The organism is Streptomyces sp. CB01373 (genome assembly GCF_002803075.1).
Lineage (GTDB): Bacteria > Actinomycetota > Actinomycetes > Streptomycetales > Streptomycetaceae > Streptomyces.
The window spans coordinates 146,929-165,398 of record NZ_NNBK01000014.1 but is presented as its reverse complement, the minus strand read 5'-3'; the positions used below and the strand labels follow the sequence as shown (position 1 = coordinate 165,398).

Genomic DNA, 18,470 nt, shown 5'->3' with positions numbered 1-18,470 from the left:
CCGGGCGGTGCCGGCAGGGGTGTGCCGGCACCGCCGCGGGCGCGGCCCACGGGCTGATGTGGGCGGTCTACGGGGTGATGAGGCCGGCGATCGCGCCGACGGTCGGATCCTGGAAGAGCTGCCTGATCCGCAGGCGCACACCCGAGCGCTCGTGGATGTCGTTGATCAGCCGGCTGGCCAGAAGGGAGTTGCCGCCGGAGGTGAAGAAGTGCTGCTCGACGCCGACGTCCCGGATGCCGAGAAGCTCGGTGAACAGCTCGGCCACCAGGATCTCCCCCGCCGTGGCCGGTTCACGTCCCGCGCGGGCCACCTGGGACTCGGGCCGGGGCAGGGCCCCCTGGTCCAGCTTCTCGTTGGCGGTGAGCGGCAGCCGCTCCAGGACGACGAACGCGCTCGGCACCATGTAGTCGGGCAGCGCCGACTCGGCCTGCGCGCGCAGCTTGTCCAGGTCGGGGGCCGCGTCGTTCGCGGAGACCACGTACGCCACCAGCCTCTGGTCGCCCGGAGTGTCCTCGCGGACGAGGCAGACCGCCTGGCTGAGCTGCCCGTCGCGCAGCAGGACGGACTCGATCTCCCCCAGCTCGACCCGGAACCCTCGGATCTTGACCTGGTGGTCGAGCCGGCCGAAGAACTCGATGACGCCGTCGGCCCGCCAGCGCGCCGCGTCCCCGGACCGGTACATGCGGGCGCCGGGCCCGCCGTACGGGTCGTCGACGAAGCGCTCAGCGGTCAGGTCGGGCCGGCCCAGGTATCCCTCGGCCAGCTGGACACCGGCGAGGTACAGCTCGCCGGTCACCCCGGGCGGCAGCTGGCGGCGCTGCTCGTCGAGCACGTAGAGGCGGGTGTTCCATACCGGCCGGCCGATCAGCACCGGGCCGGGCTCGGGCTTCTTCGGGCACAGCATCGAGGTCACGTCCACGGCCGCCTCGGTGGGGCCGTAGACGTTGAACAGGTCGGCGTCGAGGACCGAGGAGAACCACGCCTGCAGTTCGGCGGGCAGGGCCTCGCCGCCGCACACCACACGGCGCAGGCTCGTACAGGCGGCGGCGCCCGGCTCCCGCAGGAAAACCTTCAGGCCGGAGGGCACGAAGTGCGTGATGGTGATGTTCTCGGTGGCGATCGTCTCGGCCAGGTACGCGGGGTCGCGGTGCCCGTCGGGGTCGGCGACCACGATCGACGCCCCGGCGAGCAGCGGCCAGAACACCTCGCGCACGGTCACGTCGAACCCGGCCGGCGTCTTCTGCAGCAGCCGGTCGTTCGGCCCCAGCGGCATCTGGTGCTGCATGTGGTGCAGCCGGTTGGTGATGGCACGGTGGGCGACCACCACGCCCTTGGGGCGTCCCGTCGAACCCGAGGTGTAGAGCACGTAGGCCGGGGAGTCGGGGGTGAGCGGTGCGCGCCGGTCGGCGTCCGTGGGCGGAGCCGGGGTGGCCGCCGCGAGCCGGGCCACGGCGTCCGGGTCGTCCAGGACCAACTGCCGCGCGGGCACCAGGACCGAGTCCGTCAGCTCCCGCACGGTCACCACATGGGTGACCCCGGCGTCGGCGAGGACCTGGTTGATGCGTTCCACCGGGTAGCTCGTGTCCACCGGCAGATAGGCGGCGCCCGTCTTGACGATGGCGAGGGCCGTGACGACGTAGTCGACCGACCGCGGCAGCACCATGGCGACGATGTCCCCGTGGCCGGCGCCGTCGGCGATCAGCAGCCGGGCGATCCGGCTGGCGCGCCCGTCCAGCTCGGCGTAGCTGAGCCGCTGGTCACGGTGGCTGAGGGCGGTCCGCTCCGGATGCGCCGCGGTGTTCGCCTCGACCAGCTCGGGAAGCGTCAGGGTCGGCACCGGGTGCGCGGTGTCGTTCCACACGTGCATGATCTGGTGGTGCTCGGCAGGCGTGAGCAGCTCGACGCCGCCCACCTCGGCCGTCGGGCCGGCCTCCAGGAGGCGCCGGGTGAAGTGGCTGAGACGGTCGGTGTGCGCCGCCAACTCCTCGTCGCTGTGGCGCTCCGGGTTGCCCCGCGCCCGGGCGTCAAGGCGGCCGTCCGCGTCGAGGGTGAGGACGAGGGCGAGGCCGTCCACCGCCACCGGGCCCGCGTCGAGGAGCACCTGTGTGCCGCCGGGCGCGGCGACGGCCTCGGCCGTGACCGGCGAGGTGCGGGCCGCGCGGACCCGCTCCACCAGCTCGGCCAGGGTCGTCGTGGGCTCGACGCGGAGCCTGAGCGGCCCGGGCAGGCCGGCCACCCTGAGCTCCACGTCCCCCTCCGAGGTCAGCCGGTAGCGGTAGGCCGCAGCGCAGGCGAGGACGTGGTCGGCCCAGTCGGCGGCCGACGACGCGGTGACGTCGTCGAGGAGGATCCCTCCCGCGGACGTGGTCCGCGGTGCTTGTGTGTCGTGCACGGTCATGCGCCACGCTCCAACAGGAATCGGTGTACGGCCTCGGCCACGTCCGGGGTGTCGAGCAGAGTCGCGGTGTCCACGGGGAAGCGCCGTACGGCGCGTGCGTGCACGGCACCCGGACCGCCGTGCGCCGAGGTCAGGGCGAGCGCCGCGGCCCAGCCCTCCTCCGGGTGCAGTTGCCGGGCCGCGTGCAGGTAGGAGACGTAGGACCGGAACAGGCCGAGCAGGTCCTCGCTGGTCTCCTCGTCGAACCCGAGCAGGTCGAACGCGGTGCCGGCGACGGTCTCGTAGACCTTGACGACCTGGGCCGCGGTGGCGGTGAAGTCCTCCTCGCCGGCCGCCTCGCAGACCGCCAGGACCTCGGCGACCGCGTCGGACCGCTCCTGTTCCGGCACCACCGTGAGGGTGTCGACGGTCTTGCGGAAGTCGCGGTACAGGCTCAGCCGGGCCACCGGCTCGGGGTCGAGCAGCAGCAGCGCCGGCCGCTCCCCCTGCTCCGAGGCGATCTCGTCGGCGAGCGCGGCGGCGAACACACCGCCGACGCAGTAGCCCATGACGGTGTCGATGTGCCGGGGGCCCTCCGGGAGCCGGCGCCACCGGCGCAGATAGTCCTGCGCCGACAGCAGCTCGTTCTCGGCCTCGGCGGGCTGGGCGGTCTGCCAGATCTCCCGTGGCGTCAGACGCGCGGCGAGGCGGCGGAAGTCGGCCTCCGGCCTGCCGGTGGAGTCGAAGTCGACCGCCAGGACCGTACGGGCCGGGTCGCCCTCGCCGATCCTGCGCCAGCTGTTCGCGCTCATCGTGGTTCTCCCCCCGGCTTCCGCAGCAGCTCGGCCTCCTCGGCCGGGGTGAGCCCCGCCTCGCGCTCGCGGTCGAGACCGAGGCGACGCTCGTGGGCGAGGACGTCGCGGACGACGTCCTCGATCGGGCGGTGGGTGAGACCGGCGGCGACGGCCCGGGTGTGGTCGTGGGCCATGAATCCGCGGTCCTCCGGGGGCACCCACAGCGGCAGCGACTTCGGTCCCCGCCACACCTGCACCCCGGCCCGGTCCAGGTGCTCCTCGGAGACCGGCACGAGGTCGGTGTCCGGTGCGCCGACCGTCTTGACGATCAGGTCGAGCAGGTTGCCGAAGGGCAGGCTGGGGCCGACTCCGTTGTAGGTGCCTGCGATGCCCTGTTCGCCCGCGCCGACGATCCACGCCGCGAGGTCACGTACGTCGAGCACCTGCGTGGGCTGCTCGGGGACGTCCGGTACGGCGACGCGGCCGCCGCGGGAGATCCGCGCGGGCCAGTAGCCGAAGCGGTCGGAGACGTCGCCGGGGCCCACGATGAGCCCGGAGCGCACGATCAGCGCCCGCTCGTCCAGGGCGGCGCGCACCGCGTTCTCGCAGGCGACCTTGATGGCGCCGTAGAGATGCGGGTGCTCGATCCGTTCGAGTGCCGACGCGCCCGACTCGGCGGGCTCGTGGAGGGCCGCGTCCTCGTTCTGCCCGGCGGTGACGGCGTCGGCGTACACGTTGATGGATGATACGAACGTCCAGTGCCGGGCGCGCGTGCCGAGCACCCGCAGCGCCTCCCGGACCCACGGGTACGACATGGTGGCCACGTCCACCACCGCGTCGAAGTCGATGCCCGCCAGCGGGGCGAGGCCGTCGGGGGCGTGCCGGTCGACCTTGACGAGCGTGGCACCCTCCGGGACGTTCCCGGAGGTGCCGCGCGCCGCGCAAACGACCTCGTGCCCTCGGCGTACGGCATCGGCGGCGACGGCGTGCGACAGGAAGGCCGTACCGCCCAATACGAGGATCCGCATGCTCAGGAACCCCCGTGGGCGACGGGGCAGCCGGTCATGGCCGACTCCTCGGAGGAGTCGGCGGCGCGGGGCCGCAGACGCTCGTACGACACCGGCAGCTTCGCCAGACCGCGGCTGACCGAGTTGTCGTACACCCACTCGGTGTCCGCCGGGTCGATGGCCAGAGTCAGGCCCTCAAGCCGGCGCAGCAGCGTGGGGAAGACGACATGGCCCTCCAGCCGGGACAGCGGGGCCCCCGGGCAGAAGTGCGGGCCGTGGCCGAAGGTGAGATGGCGGTTGTTGGTGCGGGTGATGTCCAGACGGTCGGGGTCGTCGAAGATGTTCGGGTCGCGGTTGGCGGCGGCGATCAGCAGGTGGACGAACGCCTCCTTGCCGATGGGGACGTCGCCGATCTCCATGTCCTGCGCGGCGACGCGCAGGGTGCCGCGGTAGCTCGGCGACTCGTAGCGCAGGAACTCCTCGACTGCCGAGACCACCAGATCGGGCTGGGAGCGCAGCAGGTCGAACTGGTCGCGGTGGGTGAGCAGGGCGTGAACGCCGTTGCCGATGAGGTTCGTGGTGGTGCGCTGGCCCGCGATGATCACCAGGGACATCGTCGAGGCGATCTCGTCGATGGTGAACGTGCCCTCCTCGTCGGCAGCGCGGAGGAGCTGGCTCACCAGGTCGTCGCCCAGGTCGGAGCGGCGCGCCTCGAGGAGATCGAGGATGTACTGCTCGAAGGCGGAACTCACCTGCTTGAGGCGGTTGTTGGCCTCCTCGTCCGCGTACGGGGCACCGCCGAGGATCTTGGACCAGTCGTAGAGCATCTCGCGGTCCGAGACATCCACGCGCAGGTACTCGAAGATGACCATGACGGGCAGGACGCGGGCGAACTCCATCAGGTCGATCTCGCCCGACTCCGGGAACGCGTCGATGAGGTCGTCGGCGATCTCCTGGATGCGCGGGCGCAGCTTCTCCATGCGGCGCGGAACGAAGGACTTGCTGACCAGCTTGCGCAGCCGCGAGTGTTCCGGGGCGTCCGCGATGAGCATGTTGCGGGCCTGGACGGGGCTGTTGTCGAAGAGCTGGTCGCGGAACCACTTCGGCGCGTTGTCCAGGGACTTGGAGATACGGCCGTCGCCGAACGCCTTCAGCGCCGTGTCGTAGTCCGACACGATGTACGCCTCGGCACCGGGCGGATGGTTGATGGCACGCACGGGGCAGGACGACCGCAGCTGCGCGTAGGTCGCGTTCCGGTCGTCGATCGGGTGGGTGAAGAACTCCGGGGGCAGCGCCTGCGCCTGCCTCCCCGGCAGCTCCGCGCCGGCCTCGACAGGGCCGGCCTCGGTGATCTCCTGTGTCATGGCGACTCCTTGGTGTTGGCTCGAATCACGTCAGGTCCCCGGCGGAGGCCAGGGTTCGGATGCCCTTGGTCAGGGTGGGCAGGGCGCCCAAGGTGGCGACAGCGCCGATCGTGGCGAAAACCCAGGCCGGGCCCGCGGCCTCGAAGACGACACCGATGCCGAGGACGCCGAGGGGCGAGACGATCGTGGAGCTGAAGATGATCGCTCCGAGGACCCGGCCCTGGAGCCTGTCGGGCACGACCTTGGCCGTGTAGGTGAGAAACAGCGCGTTGATGATCGGTCCGCGGATGTAGACGCAGGCGACGACGATGCCGAGCGGTATGACCCCGGGCACGGTCGCAAGCAGCACGGCGGCGACCGGACCGATCCAGTAACCCGCGATGAACACCGCCGACGGACGGGCCCGCCTGATGATGAACTCAGCTACCAGCGCCCCGGCCAGCCCGCCCATGCCGGCGATCGCGAGGGTCAGCCCGATGAACGACTCGGACGCTCCGCGTTCGGTCCCCGTGGCGATGACGGCCAGGGAGATCCCGGTCGTGTTGAACGCCAGGTTGGACAGCGTGACGCTGACGATCAGCGGGCCGAGCACCGGATGCTTCGCCAAGTAGCGGAATCCGCCGAGGAGTTCCTTTTTGGCACCGGGCACCGCCTGCGGCTGCGGTGTTCTGGGGACGAAGAGCATCAGCACGGACGAGACCGCGAAGGAGATGCTCGCGCCGATGAACGGCAGCACCCGCGTCACCCCGTACAGGGCCCCGCCGATGGACGGTCCTGCGGTGATGGCTCCGAACCAGCGGATCTGGTTCTGCGCGGTCGCCTGCGCGAGCTGGTCGGGCCGCACCAGCTGCTTGATCATCGCCATGCCGGCGGGCATCGACAGACCGAAGCACGCCGCCGACACGATGGCGATGCCGAGCGTCACGGCCACGTTCACCGCGTCCGCGAGGACCAGCAGGGTGAACACACCGAGCAGTGCCGCCCGCAGCATGCTGCAGCCGATCAGCAGCTGCTTGCGGTCCATCCGGTCGGCGAGAATGCCGCCCCAGAAGGACATCAGACCCTGCGCGAGCAACTGGGCCGAGCCGACGAGCCCGGCGGAGACCGCCGAACCCGTCGTGGTCAGGATGAGCATCGGATAGGCGACACCCGCGGCGTTCTCGCCGACACCGGCGAATGCCTCGCTGCTCCACAGCGCCTGGAAGGGCCGGTTGCGCAGCAGCGTCGGCCCGGCGGACGGCTCGGGCGCCGACTCGGGCAGGTCGGCCGTGGTGGCCGCCGGCTGGTCACTCGCCATCGTGCCGCTCCTCGATCGAATTGTCGGCCAGCAGGCCGCTGAGCTTCGCGGCGAGATCACCCACGTGGGGCTCTCGCAGCAGCGACCAGTGCTCACCGGCCACCGGCACCACGGTGACGTCGGGCCCGTACAGTCCCTCAAGGCCGAGCCGCAACTGCCGGGCCTCCCCGGCGCCGACGCCCACCTTGAACACCGCGGTCGGGCAGCTGACCGGGCGGGGCCGGTAGCGCGTCAAGGTACGGAACTTGTCCAGCAGCAGCCCGCGCAGCGCCGGGTTGCGCCGGGCCTGCGCCCCCGCCTCACCCACTCCGAGTGCGGCGCAGGCCATGAGCCGCAGGTGCCCCAGCACGAACGTGGGGTCGGCGCCGATGCGGCGGCCCGCCTGGCCGGGCATGTACGCGTCCAGGCAGACGAGCAGGTCGACGCGTGCCCCGCGCCGGGCCAGTTGGCTCGCCATCTCATGGCCCACGACGGCGCCGAAGGACCAGCCACCGATGGTGTATGGGCCCTCGGCCTGGAGCCCGGTCAGCGTCTGTACATGGAACGCGGCGATCTCCTCGATCCGCGCTCCGTCGACGTCCCTGGGCTCCAGCCCCAGCACCGGGCGCGTCGTGTCCAGGCCGTCGGCCAGGGCGAGGTAGCTCAGCGTGGAGTCGGCCGCGTCCGCCACCAGGAACACGGGCCTGCCCGAGCCCTCGCGCAGCCGTGTGAAGCGCGGCTCGGGCGGGGTGGCCGCCTCGGTGACGGCGGCCTCGGGCACGGTCTCCCCGAAAGGCCCGTCGCCCAGCTGCTCCTCCGCGACCCGGTGCAGGTGACCGAAGGTCGGCTCACGCATGAACTCGGCGACGGGGACGACGACGTGAGCCTTCTCCCGTAGCTGAGTCATCAGGTTCAGCACCACCAGCGATTCACCGCCGAGGTCGAAGAAGTTGTCCGGGTCGGAGGCCGACGTCACGCCCAGCGACTGGCACCACAGCTCCTCGACCCGGCGCCGGGCTGCGGACCCCCGGTTGGCGCTGTCGGCACGCGCGGTGTCCGGGCGCGGTGCCTCGGTCCCGGGGTCCCGCTCGGCGAAGGGGTGGCCCGGCAGCGAGCACCGGCGGGCGGTGTCCGGCGCGCCGTCGAGGGCCGCCCCGGCCGCGGCCAGGGTGGGGCCGGCGACGTCCAGGCCGCGCTCCCACAGCGCCCCGAGGCCGCGCAGCAGCCCGCGCTCCTCGTCCTGCTCCCTGCCCAGCAGCGGCACCGCGGCGTGGGCCGGGTCCCACTGGGGGGCGAGGCGCAGCGCGCCCAGCATCGTGCTGCCCGGGCCGAGTTCGACGAACGTGTCGCAGTCGGAGCCGAGCAACGTCGCCATACCGGCGTCCAGCTGGACGGGCCTGCGCACATGCGCACCCCAGTAGTCGGGGCCCGACACGGCGTCGGGGTCGGCCCAGTCGCCGGTGACGTTGGAGACCATGCGCAGCTCGGGCAGCCGGGTGGGCATGACCGAGATCAGCTCCGCGAGACGGTCGGCCACGGGGGCCTGCAGTTCGCAGTGAGCGGCCCGGTCGACGTTGAGCGGCTTCAGGTCCAGTCCGGCCAACGCGTCGCCGTCGATCAGCTCCGTCATGGCCTGCGCGGGTCCGGAGAGCACCACGCCGCCCCGGCTGAACATGGAGACGGTCACCTCGTCGCCCAGCCGCACCCTGCGGGTCACTTCCTCCACGGGGGCGTTGACCGCGAGCATCCGGCCGGGTGCCGTGGCCCGCAGTCCTTCGGCGCGCTCGTGGACCAGGACGGCCGCGTCGGTCGGCGACCACACTCCGGCGAGCGCGGCGGCGGCGTACTCGCCGACGCTGTTGCCGAAGAGCGCCGCCGGCTTCACCCCCCAGTCCTGCAGCTGCCGGGCGAGTGCGTAGCCGAGCGTGTAGAGCCCCAGTTGCTGGTGCGCCCAGTCCTCGAACCACTCCGGCGCCACGGGGGTGCCGGAGACCACCGGGGACAGGTCGATCCCGAAGCGGGCCCTGGCGAAGCCGGCGATCTCGTCGAAGTGCTCACGGAACGCCGGCAGCAGCCGGTACGGGGCCGCACCCGTCGGATGTCGCAGCACTCCGTGCCCGGGGAAGAGGAACGCCACCTGTGACAGCGACCGCCGCTGCGGTGCGCGCACACCGCGCAGTAGCCGGGCTGCCTCGGCGTGGTCGCGCGCGACGACACAGGCCCGGTGCGGATGCTGCCTGCGGTCCGCCAGCGTCCGCGCCACCGCGTCGAGCGCCGGCGCGGGTTCGGCTTCGAGCCGCTCGGCGAGCTGATGGCCGTACCGTCCGAGGGCTTCGGGCGTGGCGGCGGAGAGCAGCAGTGTCCGGGCCGACGAGCCCTCGGCGGGTGCCGGGGTCAGGGGCGCGGCGGCGAGGACGACATGGGCGTTGGTGCCGCCCACGCCGAAGGCGCTGACCGCGGCGACGGGGGTCCGGCCCGCGGGCCACGGGCGGCTGTCGACGCACACCTCGAAGGGCGACGTGTCCAGGTCGAGCAGCGGGTTCGGCTTGGTGTAGTGCAGTGTCGGCACCAGTTCCCGGTGTTCGATCATCAGCACCGTCTTGATGAACCCGGCCACCCCGGCCGCCGCGCTGGTGTGGCCGATGTTGCTCTTGACGGAGCCCAGCCAGGTCGGGTGGTCCTGCTGTGCGGTGCCGAACACATCGGTCAGGGCTGCCACTTCGACCGGGTCGCCCATGGGGGTGGCCGTGCCGTGGCACTCAATGTGGTCGATGTCGCCCGGCTCGACCTCGGCGACCCGCTGGGCGTGCCGGATCACCTCGCTCTGGCCGGGAATGGAGGGCGCGGTGAAACCCAGCTTGTCCGAGCCGTCGTTGTTGAGGGCCGAACCCCGGATCACCGCGGCGATCCGGTCGCCGTCCCGCAGCGCGTCCTCCAGACGCTTGAGGACGACCACCCCCACGCCCTCGCTGGGCACCGTGCCGGCGGCCTTCTCGTCGAAGGGGCGGCAGTGGCCGTCGGGCGAGAGGATGCTGCCCTGCTCGTGCAGATAGCCCCACTCGCCGGGCGGCGACACGGTGACACCGCCGGCCAGCGCCGCGTCGCACTCGCCGGTCAGCAGCGCCTGGCGCGCCATGTGGATCGCCGTGAGCGACGTGGAGCACGCCGTCTGCACGGTGATCGCGGGTCCGCGCAGTCCGAGTTTGTACGCCACGCGGGTCGCCACGAAGTCCTTCTCGTGGCTCACCATGCGGACCAGGGGGCTGAGTTCGCCGGAGCTGTCGAGCAGGGTCCGGTCGGACCCGGCGTACACCCCGACGCGTCCCTCGAACCGGCCGACGTCGAGAGCAGCGTCGTCGAGGGCGGTCGCGGCGCATTCGAGGAACACCCGCTGCTGCGGGTCGATGTGCGCCGCCTCGGCCCGGTTGTAGCGGAAGTACGTCCAGTCGAAGTTGCGTGAGCCGTCGAGCACGCCCTTGGCCGGTACGAACTCCGGGCGCCGCACGAGTGAGGGGTCCGCGCCCTTGGCGAGCAGGGCGTCGATGCCGAACCGCGTGATGCCTTCACGCCCGTCGCGCAGCAGTTGCCAGAACTCGCGTACGTCGGCGGCGCCCGGGTAGCGGCACGCCATTCCGACGACGGCTATCGCTTCGGTGGGCCGGGCCACCGCCATCGTCCCGCTCACTGGTCGTCCGCCCTTCCGAGTTCCTCCACGAGGCGGCGCACATGGGCAGCGGTGGGGGTGAGCAGGAAGTCGCGCAGCCGCAGCGTCAGACCGAACTCCTGCTTGACCAGGCGGATCAGCTGGACCGCGCCCAGCGACGTGCCGCCCATCGCGAAGAAGTCGGTGTCGGCGTCGACCGGCCCGGCGGTCTTCCCGGAGCGGTTGCCCGTGCGCTCGATGGCCGTGGTGAACAGCTCGGCGATCCGCGTCGCCACGTCGTCGGCGGGCGGCTGCGCGGCGGGCGCCGCCGGGGCGGGAGCCCGCCCCGCGGCCGTGGCCACGGCGGCCAGCGCCTTGCGGTCGACCTTGCCGTTCGCGGTCACGGGAATGCGGTCGACGAGCGCCCACAGCGTGGGCACCATGTAGTCCGGGAGCGAGGCGGCCAGATACCTGCGCAGCTCGTCCGTGCCCGGGGTGGCACCGGGATCCGGCACCACGGCCGCCACGAGCCGCTTCTCGGCGCTGTCGGCCCCGGTGACGACCACCACGCAGTCCTTGACCTGCGGGTGTCCCGTCAGCACATCGCTGATGGCGCTCAGTTCGATGCGGTAGCCGCGCAGCTTGACCTGGTCGTCGGCGCGGCCGAGGAAGGCGAGCCGGCCCCGGGTGTCGAGGCGTACGACATCGCCAGTGCGGTAGAGCCGCTCCGGCACGTCGGGCGAGAACCGTCCGAAACGCCGCCGGGTCTCGGCCTCGTCGCCGATGTATCCGTCGGCCAGTCCCTCGCCGCCGGTGTACAGCTCGCCCACGGCGCCGGGCGGAACGAGCCTGGCCCGCTCGTCGAGGACATGGACGTGGGTGCCGGGCATCGGGGTGCCTATGGGGAGCGGTCCCGACACGTCCTCGGGGCGGGTGACCGTGTGCGTGGTGGTGAACGTAGTGTTCTCGGTGGGCCCGTAGCCGTTGGTGACCACCAGGTGGGGGTGGCGGGACAGGGCACTGGCGACATGGTCGTGCGGTACGACGTCACCGCCGGTCAGCAGCTGCTTCAGCGCGCCGAACGAGTCCGGCGCGAACTCCTCGACCAGCCGGAACAGGCCCGCCGTCAGCCAGGCGACGGTCACTTCCCGCTCGACGAGGAAGGCGCCCAGCTCGCTCGGGGAGGGCAGCGAGTCGGCGGGATAGATCTCGAGCGTGGCGCCGGTGAGGAGCGCGCCCCACAGTTCGAGCGTGGAGGCGTCGAAGGGCAGCGGCGACAGCCGCAGCATCCGCTCGCCGGGGCCGGTGCGCACGTAGTCGGCCTGGTGGACCAGTCTGATGACGGCGCGGTGGGGGACGCTGACGCCCTTGGGCTGCCCTGTGGAGCCGGAGGTGAAGGCGACGTAGGCCCGGCGTCCGTTGTCGGCGGCGGGACGCTCGGTGCTGTCCGCCGCGTCGGCGGAGCCGGCCCAGGCCGCCTCCCAGGGCGCGACGGCCGCCACGTCCTGCAGTGCGGCGTGGTCCGCCTTGTCCGCCGGGACGATCACGGCCGCCGGCGCGGCCTTGCCTACGATCAGTTCGGTGTGCGCGAGGGGCAGACCGAGGTCCACCCCGACATAGGCGGCGCCGGCGAAGAGCACGCCGAGGACGGCCACGGCCTCGGCGACGGAGCGCTCCACCCCGACGATGACGGTGTCACCGTCGCGGACACCCGCCTGCCGCAGCTGCCGGGCCTGCCGGTCGGCCGCCCGGGTCAGCTCCGCGTAGGTCAGTTCGACGTCTCCCTCGCGGACCGCGACCGCGTCGGGCGAGCGCCGCGCCACCTGGCGGAACAGCTCGTCCATGGAGGTGGCCGGGAACTCCTCGCGTACGTCGTTGACCGCGGCCAGCTGCGCACGGCGCTCGGCGGACAGACAGCGCACGTCCTCCAGTGCCGCGTCCGGGGCGGTCGCCAGCGCCTCGGTGGCGGCGCGGAAGTCGGCGATGAACCCGTCGGCCTCGGTCTGTGTCCATACGGCGGTGGCGTACTCGACATGGCCGGCGAGCGTCGGTTCGGCCTGTCCCACCAGCAGGGTGAGGTCGAACTGGGCGCCGCCGCCGTGCCCTTCCTCGATCCGGACGTCGAGCTCGGAGGTGCTCAGACGCTGGGGAACCAGCTGGTCGTGCATGCCGAAGCACACCTGGACCAGCGGGTGGCAGCCCACGCTGCGCTCGACGCCGAGACGGGCGACCAGCTCCTCGAACGGCACCTGTCCCGCGTCGATGCTGAGCGTCAGCGAGTGCTGCACGGAACGCAGGTAGCCGGCGACCGACGCCGAGTCGTCGATGTCGATCCGCACCGGAACGAGGTTGCCCGCCACTCCGACGAGACCCTCGAGCTCGGAGGTGTCCCGGCCGAGCAGCGGTACGCCGACCAGCAGACTGCGCACCCCCGTGGTGCGGCCGAGCGTCAGCGCGAACGCGCCGAGCAGCAGGGCGAACGGGGTGATGCCCAGGGCGCGGGCCGTCTCGGTGACGGCGGCGCTGGCCGGGCCGCCCAGGTCGAGGGGCCGGCGGTCGCCCGCCGCGTCCTGCACCGCGGGGCGCTGCCGGTCGGCGGGCAGCTCCAGGACGGTTGGCACGGAGTCCAGGTGCCGGGTCCAGATACCGGTCTGCCGGTCCCACAGGCCGACCGCCCGCTGCTCCTCCTGACGCCGGATGAGGGTGCCGAGGGGGACGCCCCGGCCGAAGTCCGCGGGGGTGCCGCCCGACAGTTCCTCGTAGTGGGCGAGCAGTTCCCTGAAGACCAGGCCCACGGCCCAGCCGTCGAGCACCATGTGATGCGCCGTCAGGACGACGGCCTGGCGGCCCGACGCGTGGGTGAAGTACAGGAAGCGCACGGCCGGCTCGGCCTTGAGGTCGAAGGGGCGCCGCGTGTGTGCCTGGGAGGTACGGCGTACCTCGTCCTCGAAGCCGGCGGCCTCCCCGGCGCAGACGATGCTGGTGAACTCCGCGGTGTGCTCGTCCAGCGCCGTGCGTACCACGGCGCCCGTGGCCTCGTCCTCGGTGAAGACGGTGCGCAGCCCCTCGTTGCGGGCGACCGTGCGGGCGATGGCCTCCTTGAGGACCTCGACGTCCAGGTCCCCCTTCTCGACGAAGGCGGTGAACACCAGGTTGTAGGGGGAGCCGCCGGTGATGCTCTCGATGAGCCACATGCCCCGCTGGGTGCGGGACAGCCCGCTCTCGTGAGCCGCCGTGTCGGCGGCGGCTACGGCCTCCCGCGGCGCGGCCTCCACCTCGGCACCGGCCAGGACGGCGGCCAACGGCTCGCCGCCGAGCAGGGCCTTCATCGGGATTCTCACGCCCAGCTGTTCCCGGGCCAGGGCGGCGAGCCGCATGGCGCGCAGCGAGTCGCCGCCGAGTTCGATGAAGGAGTACACACCAGAACTCGCGCTGTCCGCGTCCGTGTCCAGGACCGCGGCAGCAAGGTCGTCAAGCGTCATTGATCAGTCTCTTCCCACGGGTACGAGGAGTGGTCGCGGTTGGCGTGAGATACGGAAGCCCTGGGTCAGCCGCGGGCGGCGCCGAGGATGCGGTCGCGGGAACCGGACCCGGCGGCGGACGCGCCGGGCCCGGCCGGAGCGGCGAGGAGTTCGGCGTGGCCGCGTACGGTTCCCGCGCGGAAGAGGTCCATGGTCCTCAGGGCCTGGCCGGAGGCCTGGCTGAGCCGCTCGACGAGCATGATGAGCAGCAGCGAGTCGCCGCCGGCGTCGAAGAAGCTGACGTCGTCGCCCACCTGGTCGTCGGTCTTGAGGACCTCCTGCCACAGGGAGCGGACGAGCTCGACGCGGGCCTCGGGCGTGGACAGGTCTACGGCAGCGGACTGGTCGGTCACGGTTTCCTCCGGAGAGTCGACGAGTTGGATGGCACAGCGCTGAAGGTCTGCGAGGAGGGCGGCGACGTCGCCCCGGTCGTAGAGGGCCTCGATGAAGTCGGCGGACAGCTCCAGCTGCCGGGAGCCGGATTCCTCGGTCACGGTGACGAACAGGCCCAGGTCGTACTTCATGTGCAGGGACGGCAGGGGCTGGATGCGGCCCACCACGTCCTCGGCCAGGTGCAGGTCCGCGGGCATCTCCGCCATGTTCACCAGCACCGGGGACAGCGGCGGCCAGATGACCTCCCGCTCGGGCCGCAGGCCGGCGGCGACGGCCTCGAGCGGCACGTCGGCGTCGACGAAGGCCTCCATGGCGGCGAAGCGGGTGGTGCGAAGGAGCTCACGCCAGGTGGTCGCCTCGTCGAGGGGCACCCGGATCATGGCGGTGTTCATGAACATGCCGATGGCGTCGGCGTGGGCCGGATCGTCACGGCCGGGCCACCCGAAGGCGAAGAGGAAGTCCCGCTGGTCGCCCGTGCGCGCCAGGGAGGCGGCGAACAGGGCCGTGGCGACCATGAACGGGGTGCAGCCCTCGGCCTCGGCCACCGCCAGCAGGTCCTCGGTGAGGCCGGCGTCGAGCCGGAGGGCGGCGCTCGCCCCGGACAGCGAAGGGTCGTCGGTCTGCCGGCGGAAGGGGATCCGCACGTCGACGGGGACACCCATGAGCCGTTCGAGGACCGCGGGCAGCCGTTCCTCCGTCTCCTCGGGTCCCGCCATGGTGACCACTTCGCTGGGGTGCGGGGGGGTGCTCAGACGGGGTTCGGCACCGGCGAAGCCCGCCCGGTACACCTCGGCGATCTCCGCCATGAGCAGCGTGCGCGACCAGCCGTCGCAGACGATGTGGTGCACGGTGAACACCAGCAGCGTGGTCCCTGCGTCGACGCGGATCACCTCGGCACGGGCGGGCGCCTCGTCGGCGAGGTCGAAGGGCGTGTAGCACAGGAGGTCCACGAGCCGGTCCAGCTCCTGTGCGGACCAGCCCTCAGCGGCGGCGTCGAGGAAGCCGGTCTCGGCGGGCGGGGCGTCTGTGCGGTACTCGATCCGCTTGTTCCAGGCGTCGAGCCGGAAGCGGGAGCGCAGCGCGGGATGCCGGCCCAGGACCCGTCGTACGGAGGCCACGAGCAGGTCGTGGTCCACCGGTCCTGAGAACCGCACGACGGTGGGGATCAGGCTCGTGGGACGCAGGTGCTCCACCCGGTCCAGGACCCACAGCCCCTTCTGCGCCGCGTTGGCTTCGTACCACTGGGGCTCCGTGGTCGGCCGGTTGAGCGGGAGTATGTCTTTCGCCGTTTCCATCGGATCCCCCTCAGGAGCGCCGGCGCGCGGTGATGGGCACGTGCTTGTAGCCGGACGCGAAGTTGGAGATGAGCCGCTCGGGCTTGCCAGCCGGCTCGAAGTCCTCGTAGCGGGCGAAGAGTTCCTCGAACAGGACGCTGACGGTGATGCGGGCGACGCTGTGCCCGACGCAGTAGTGCGGGCCGATGCCGAATGCGAGGTGTTTGTTGGGCTTGCGCCGGATGTCGAAGGTCTCGCTGTTCTCGAACACCTCCTCGTCGCGGTTGGCGGAGCCGAGCCAGGCGACGACGGCGTCACCGGCGGCGATGCGCGTACCGCGCACGACCGTGTCCCGGGTGGCGTAGCGCAGGACGTGATTGACCGGTGAGGCCCAGCGCAGTGCCTCCTCGTAGGCCGTCCCGTTGACGTCGGGGTGGGCCGCCCAGTCCGCCATCACGTCGGTGCCGGTGAACTCGGCGAGGAAGAAGGTGGGGGCGTGCGGGGTGGTGACATTGGCGCCCAGCAGCAGGCTGTAGCAGTTCGCGACGATCTCGCTCGCGGACATGTGCCGGCCCTCAAAACGGGTGGAGATCAGCACACTGAGCAGGTCGTCACCGAGGTTGTCGCGCCGGTGGCGCATGAGGTCCTGGAAGTAGCCGAACAGCTCGCGGTGCGCCGCCTGCAGCGTCGCCTCCTTGCCGCCCGGGTCCTGGAACTCCGGGTCGTCGGCGGCGATGCACACAGTGGTCAACCTGCTCAGCCAGGCCCAGTCCGCCTCCGGCAGCCCCATCATCGTGCCGGTGACCGACATCGGCAGCGCCAGCATGGCCGTGCCGAAGTCGAACGCCTGGCCCGAGCCGAGCGGTTCGAGAAGGTCGACGACCTTCCCCCGGATCGTCTCCCGCTGGCGGTCCACCGCCTTCACGGCGAGGGCCTTCTTCAGCCGGGCCTGCCGTTCGGTGTGCCGGGGCGGGTCCGTGACGGCCAACTGCTGGCCGCCGGCAGGGTCGTCGGTGCCGAGGAGGTCGAGCAGGGTGCCCCGCTCGGAGGTGAACGTGGTGGAGTCGCGCAGCACCAGATCGGTGTCGGCGTACTTCACCACGGACCAGAAGCCGCGCTCGTCGTCCACCTGGTGCCAGCTGAGACCGTCTTCCTGACGCAACCGGCGCCAGATCTCGTAGGCGTCTCCGCTGCTGTAGAGGGTGGGGTCGATGAGGTCGGCTGATGCCGCATCGACTGGGCAGCCGGAGGAACGAGTTTCGTGCCTGGAGATGGCCCGACTCCTTTCACGGAAGCATCGCGGTACGGAGGGCGGACGGCACAGGCCGGCCCGGGCGTCGGACGGAGAAAGCACGCCGCCCGCGAATTCGAAAAGGAGCGGGGGCGAGTCGCGAGAATCGAGCGGTTTGCCGCCCGCGACCGACATGGCTGGACCGTATCCCCTGGCCGCCCGCACCGGGCAAGCGGCGACGAGCCATGCCTCGACTACTTACGCAACTTGCCATTCTGGTTCCGGGGCACCGGCCATGTGCTGAACCCGGTCGCGTACCCACGTAAGCTCCCGATCCAGCTCGCACACCCCACTTCCCCGGATGTCGCCGCACAACCCGCGGGCTGCACGTTCGTATCCAGAGAAACCCCGAACCATTTCGGCAAGTCGACCTTGCAAGGAGCATGCCCATGCGTTACCGCACGCTCGGCGGGACCGGCATGGAAGTGAGCGCGTACTGCCTCGGCACCATGAATTTCGGCTACGTCGCGAATTCCGACCACGAATCCTGTATTCGCATCGTCCACACGGCCCTCGACCAGGGAATCAACTTCGTCGACACCGCGGACATGTACGCGGCGGGCGAATCAGAAATCATCGTGGGAAAGGCACTCAAGGGACGCCGCGACGACGTGGTGCTCGCCACGAAGGTGCACTTCCAGATGGGTGAGGGCCGCAATCGCAGCGGCAATTCACGACGCTGGATCACCCAGGCGGTGGAGGACAGCCTCCGTCGGCTGCAGACCGACTGGATCGACCTCTACCAGGTACACCGCCCCGACTACTCCACCGATGTGGAGGAAACCCTCGGGGTCCTCACCGACCTCGTCCACCAGGGAAAGATCCGCGCCTTCGGGTGTTCGTCCTTCCCCGTGGCGGACATCGTCGACTCACACCATGTGGCCGAGCGTCGTGGCCTGATGCGCTTCCGCACCGAGCAGCCTCCGTACTCGCTGCTCGCCCGTGGCATCGAGGCCGATGTACTGCCCGCCTGTCAGCGCCACCGGATGGGCGTGCTGACCTGGAGCCCGCTCGCCTTCGGGTTCCTGTCCGGCAAGTACCGCAAGGGCGACGCCATCGACCTCACCCAGGGCCGCCCCGCGGTCGTGCCCGCGCGTTTCGACCCGGCGCTGGCCCAGAACACGGCGAAGTTCGACGCCTTGGAACAGTTGATCGACCTCGCCGGCGACATCGGTTGCACGCTGCCCGAACTCGCCCTGGCCTTCGTCACCGCGCACCCCGCCGTCACCTCCGCAATCACCGGCCCGCGCACCATGGACCACCTCGACAGCGCCCTCAAGGGTGCTTCGCTCACCCTCGACGACGCGGCCCTCGACCGGATCGACGAGATCGTCCCGCCGGGAACCGACCTCTACGCCCCGCTCGCCTCCTGGCCGCCGCCAGCCCTCGCGACCCCCGCGTTGCGCCGCAGGCCGCTCCGGGACCGGGCCGCGGCCTGACGCGCCATCGCCGTGCCGCATTCCGGCCGCCGGCGCGGTACGCCGACGCCGTCACATCTCATTCGCCCATGGGGCGATCATCCCACCACAC

General features: G+C 71.6%; 10 protein-coding genes. 1 reads left to right on the top strand and 9 read right to left on the bottom strand.

The features are described from left to right. Positions 1 to 67: 67 nt before the first annotated feature. The 9 genes from CG719_RS23735 to CG719_RS23695 all read right to left on the bottom strand — a co-directional run bounded on the left by CG719_RS23735 (position 68) and on the right by CG719_RS23695 (position 16,811). A complete protein-coding gene (locus CG719_RS23735) occupies positions 68 to 2,398 on the bottom strand; it encodes an amino acid adenylation domain-containing protein (protein ID WP_100570701.1) in 2,331 nt (776 codons plus the stop codon). Beyond that, on the bottom strand, positions 2,395 to 3,189 hold the full coding sequence (locus CG719_RS23730) for a hypothetical protein (protein WP_100570700.1): 795 nt from the start codon (positions 3,187 to 3,189) through the stop codon (positions 2,395 to 2,397). Before CG719_RS23730 ends, CG719_RS23735 begins: the two co-directional genes overlap by 4 nt. Next, a complete protein-coding gene (locus tag CG719_RS23725) occupies positions 3,186 to 4,199 on the bottom strand; it encodes an NAD-dependent epimerase/dehydratase family protein (RefSeq protein ID WP_100570699.1) in 1,014 nt (337 codons plus the stop codon). The genes CG719_RS23730 and CG719_RS23725 overlap by 4 nt, the downstream gene beginning before the upstream one ends. Before the next feature lie 2 nt (positions 4,200 to 4,201). Further along, entirely contained in the window at positions 4,202 to 5,542 is a 1,341-nt protein-coding gene (locus tag CG719_RS23720; RefSeq protein WP_100570698.1) for a cytochrome P450 family protein, read from the bottom strand. 25 nt (positions 5,543 to 5,567) lie between these two features. Further along, complete coding sequence (locus CG719_RS23715; RefSeq protein ID WP_100570697.1) at positions 5,568 to 6,839, bottom strand: MFS transporter; 1,272 nt, start codon at positions 6,837 to 6,839, stop codon at positions 5,568 to 5,570. Continuing rightward, the gene (locus tag CG719_RS23710; RefSeq protein ID WP_234375726.1) at positions 6,829 to 10,503 is read right to left on the bottom strand and encodes a type I polyketide synthase; all 3,675 of its coding nucleotides are present in this window, start codon (positions 10,501 to 10,503) and stop codon (positions 6,829 to 6,831) included. Before CG719_RS23710 ends, CG719_RS23715 begins: the two co-directional genes overlap by 11 nt. Beyond that, complete coding sequence (locus CG719_RS23705) at positions 10,500 to 13,943, bottom strand: non-ribosomal peptide synthetase (RefSeq protein WP_100570695.1); 3,444 nt, start codon at positions 13,941 to 13,943, stop codon at positions 10,500 to 10,502. Before CG719_RS23705 ends, CG719_RS23710 begins: the two co-directional genes overlap by 4 nt. A 65-nt stretch (positions 13,944 to 14,008) precedes the next feature. Beyond that, the gene (locus tag CG719_RS23700) at positions 14,009 to 15,670 is read right to left on the bottom strand and encodes a condensation domain-containing protein (protein ID WP_100570694.1); all 1,662 of its coding nucleotides are present in this window, start codon (positions 15,668 to 15,670) and stop codon (positions 14,009 to 14,011) included. 10 nt (positions 15,671 to 15,680) lie between these two features. Then, the gene (locus tag CG719_RS23695) at positions 15,681 to 16,811 is read right to left on the bottom strand and encodes a cytochrome P450 (protein ID WP_234375725.1); all 1,131 of its coding nucleotides are present in this window, start codon (positions 16,809 to 16,811) and stop codon (positions 15,681 to 15,683) included. 518 nt (positions 16,812 to 17,329) lie between these two features. Here CG719_RS23695 and CG719_RS23690 point away from each other — a divergent pair. After that, entirely contained in the window at positions 17,330 to 18,379 is a 1,050-nt protein-coding gene (locus tag CG719_RS23690; RefSeq protein ID WP_100570692.1) for an aldo/keto reductase, read from the top strand. Positions 18,380 to 18,470: the final 91 nt, after the last annotated feature.

Bases quoted from the DNA above. Each gene is read 5' to 3' on its own strand.
- CG719_RS23735 (WP_100570701.1), bottom strand. From the start codon at position 2,398: ATGACCGTGCACGACACACAAGCACCGCGGACCACGTCCGCGGGAGGG.
- CG719_RS23730 (WP_100570700.1), bottom strand. From the start codon at position 3,189: ATGAGCGCGAACAGCTGGCGCAGGATCGGCGAGGGCGACCCGGCCCGT.
- CG719_RS23725 (WP_100570699.1), bottom strand. From the start codon at position 4,199: ATGCGGATCCTCGTATTGGGCGGTACGGCCTTCCTGTCGCACGCCGTC.
- CG719_RS23720 (WP_100570698.1), bottom strand. From the start codon at position 5,542: ATGACACAGGAGATCACCGAGGCCGGCCCTGTCGAGGCCGGCGCGGAG.
- CG719_RS23715 (WP_100570697.1), bottom strand. From the start codon at position 6,839: ATGGCGAGTGACCAGCCGGCGGCCACCACGGCCGACCTGCCCGAGTCG.
- CG719_RS23705 (WP_100570695.1), bottom strand. From the start codon at position 13,943: ATGACGCTTGACGACCTTGCTGCCGCGGTCCTGGACACGGACGCGGAC.
- CG719_RS23700 (WP_100570694.1), bottom strand. From the start codon at position 15,670: ATGGAAACGGCGAAAGACATACTCCCGCTCAACCGGCCGACCACGGAG.
- CG719_RS23690 (WP_100570692.1), top strand. From the start codon at position 17,330: ATGCGTTACCGCACGCTCGGCGGGACCGGCATGGAAGTGAGCGCGTAC.